General features: G+C 73.0%; 5 protein-coding genes. 3 read left to right on the top strand and 2 right to left on the bottom strand.

Features of this window, described 5'->3' with window-relative positions; genetic code table 11:
• The coding region (locus AOJ26_RS39165) for a formate dehydrogenase accessory sulfurtransferase FdhD (protein ID WP_199828922.1) at positions 1-274 on the top strand (274 nt) is incomplete at its 5' end.
• Positions 275-437: 163 nt separating this feature from the next.
• On the opposite strand, the gene AOJ26_RS39160 is transcribed toward AOJ26_RS39165, so the two are convergent.
• Positions 438-965: an isochorismatase family protein gene (locus tag AOJ26_RS39160; RefSeq protein ID WP_053853105.1), complete on the bottom strand. Its 528-nt coding sequence runs from the start codon at positions 963-965 to the stop codon at positions 438-440.
• A gap of 19 nt (positions 966-984) precedes the next feature.
• Positions 985-1,422: a MarR family winged helix-turn-helix transcriptional regulator gene (locus AOJ26_RS39155; RefSeq protein ID WP_053853104.1), complete on the bottom strand. Its 438-nt coding sequence runs from the start codon at positions 1,420-1,422 to the stop codon at positions 985-987.
• Between the two features lie 88 nt (positions 1,423-1,510).
• Between AOJ26_RS39155 and AOJ26_RS39150 the strand changes: the two genes are divergently transcribed.
• Both AOJ26_RS39150 and AOJ26_RS39145 read left to right on the top strand, forming a co-directional pair.
• On the top strand, positions 1,511-2,428 hold the full coding sequence (locus AOJ26_RS39150) for a quinone oxidoreductase family protein (RefSeq protein ID WP_053853103.1): 918 nt from the start codon (positions 1,511-1,513) through the stop codon (positions 2,426-2,428).
• 92 nt (positions 2,429-2,520) lie between these two features.
• Positions 2,521-2,703 (top strand): hypothetical protein (locus tag AOJ26_RS39145; RefSeq protein WP_159044506.1); only part of this gene is annotated, 183 nt, incomplete at its 3' end.

Raw genomic sequence — 2,703 nt, 5'->3', positions numbered from 1 at the left:
CGACAAACTCATCGGCCGCGCCCTCCAACACGGCAACCTCCCCCTCAGCCGCACCATCCTCCTCGTCTCCGGCCGCGCCTCCTTCGAACTCGCCCAAAAAGCCGTGATGGCCGGCATCCCCGTCCTCGCCGCCGTCTCCGCCCCCTCCTCCCTCGCCGTCGACCTCGCCACCGAAACCGGCCTCACCCTCATCGGCTTCCTCCGCGGCCCCTCCATGAACGTGTACGCGGGGGAACACCGGCTCGCGCTGGAGGCGACGGCTACCCAGGGCTGACCGGATCGACGTCCCGCCGCCTCGGCCGCTCGACGAGGGCTTCGCCGGGCGGTGACCTGCGGTTCGCGGCTCGGCCCGGCATCGCCGGTCACTGTCGCGGGCCGGGACCACCGGGCGACGCCCCCGGCGGCGGGGTGACCGCCCGGGCCCGGGTCCGGGCCGGTCACCCCGCCACGAAGCGCACCTGATCCGCCGTCACCACCGTGCCCAGACGCGGGAAGTCGAGCCGGGTCGAGGCCTCGTGCTCGGCGGCGGTGAACGCGGCCATGGCGTCCTCCACGAAGACGAGGTCGTAGCCGAGGTCGAGGGCGGCGCGGGCGGTGGACTCGACGCCGAGGTTGGTGGCGATCCCGCCGAACGCCAGTGTGGTGACGCCGAGTCGGCGCAGGCGCGCGTCCAGTTCCGTGCCCTGGAAGGCGCCGATGGTCCGCTTCACGATCTCGATGTCGCCGCGGCCGGCGAGCCCGGACGCCAGCCCGCTGCCGGGCGGCTGGTCGGCGACGCCGGGCCGTTCGACGCGCACCAGTACCACCGGCGCTCCGGCCTCGCGGAAGGTGTTCGCCAATTCCTCGGCGGTGGTGAGGACTTCGGTGCCTTTGCGGGGTTCCAGGGGCAGCGCGACGATCCGGTCCATCAGATCGACGAGTACGAGGGCGCTGCGTGCGGGATCGAGCGCGAGGGGTCCGGTCATGACGGAACGTTAACCGCCGTCAGCCCTCCGTGCCGGAGATCCGGATCAACAGGTCCATGAACTGCGCGCGTTCGGCCGCGGAGAGGGGGGCGAGCAGTTCGTCGTTGGCCCGGCGGGCGATGTTCTCGCAGCGTTCCAGCAGCCGCGCCCCCTCGTCCGTCAGGGACACCGCGTTCTTGCGGCGGTCCACGGGGTCCGGTGCGCGCAGGACGAGTGCGGCGGACTGGAGGTCGTTGAGGATGCCGACCAGGTCCTTGGGGTCGAGTCGCACCGCGCGGCCCAGGTCGGCCTGGGCGACGGGGGCGAGGTCACGGACGGCGGAGAGCACCACGTGGTGCCACATCTTCATGCCTTCGGTGGCCAGCGCCTCGGCCACCAGGGCCCGTCCGCGGGCGGCGGCACGGCCGAGGAGCCAGCTGGGGAGGGAGCGGATCGCGGGGAGGGGTGCTTCGGCCATGCGGCCAGCCTAGCCACTGTTCATTGGACTTCCCAACGATCGGGCGACTATCGTTGGGAACTCCAATGAATCCACGGGAGGTCGGTCGATGCGTCGCGTCCGGTACGGGTCCACGGGCGGCCCGCTGTTCCTGGAGGAGGCGCCGGTCCCCGAGCCGGGCCCGGGCGAACTCCTCGTGCGCTGCGAGGCGGTCGGGGTCACGCTCCCCGTGGTGCGCAAGGTGACCGAGGCGGCGGAGCCGGTCCCGCTCGGCGGCGAACTCGCCGGCGAGGTGGTGTCCGTGGGCGCGGGGGTCACCCGCTTCCGTCCCGGCGAGCGGGTCACGGGGCTGTGCTTCGGCCACGGTTACGCCGACTTCGCACTGCTCCACGCGGCCATGGCCTCGCCGATTCCCGACGGCGCCTCTCCGGTCGACGCGGTCGCCCTGGTCCGCAGCGGGCTGGTCGCGCTGGGCGCCCTGGAGGCGGCCCACCCCGAGCCGGGAGAGACGGCGCTGATCACGGCGGCGGCGAGCGGGGTCGGCCACCTCGCCGTGCAGCTCGCACGAATCCGTGGCGCCTCCCGGGTGGTGGGCGCGGTCTCCGATCCGGCGAAGGCGGACTTCGTGCGCTCGCTCGGCGCCGACGCCACCACCCTCTACGGGGACGGCAGTTGGGGAGATCCCGTCAACTACGTCCTCGACGCGGTCGGCGGCGAGCTGCTCACCCCGGCGCTCGCCGCCCTGGTCCCGGGCGGGCGGCTGGTGGCGTACAGCTCGGGCGGCGGGACGATCCAGGCGTACGACCTCCTCGTCGGCGCCAAGACCGTGACGGGCTTCCAGATGGCGCGGATCGCCCGTGAGCGGCCGGAGTTGTACGAACGGTGGCGGCGGGAGCTGTGGCGGCTGTTCCTGGACGGCGCCCTTCGGACCGCCGTGCACGGGGAGTTCGCCCTGGAGGACGCGGCGAAGGCGCACGAGGTGATCGAGGGGCGGCGCAACCTGGGGAAGGTCGTACTCCATCCGTGACGGACACGGGCGGGGTTCTTGTGGGGCGCGGGGCGCACAACTACGGTCCGTGACCGGAATGTCGCATTTCCGGATGTACGGAAACTGAAAGGGTGCCCGTGCCGTCGAGCCGCGCACGTCTGAGATCCCCCCTGACCGCCGTCCCCGCCACCGGCGCCCTCCTCGCCCTCCTCACCCTGCCGGGCCCCGCCCACGCCCAACACCCGCCCTCGGCAACCGGGTCGGAGCAGCAGATCCTCTTCAAGGCGGACCGGGACCCCGGTTACGCCTGCTTC

The organism is Streptomyces sp. NRRL B-24085 (assembly GCF_001282115.1).
Taxonomy (GTDB): Bacteria; Actinomycetota; Actinomycetes; order Streptomycetales; family Streptomycetaceae; genus Streptomyces.
The sequence above is the reverse complement of the archived record's forward strand: the minus strand, read 5'-3'. Positions and strand labels throughout refer to the sequence as shown.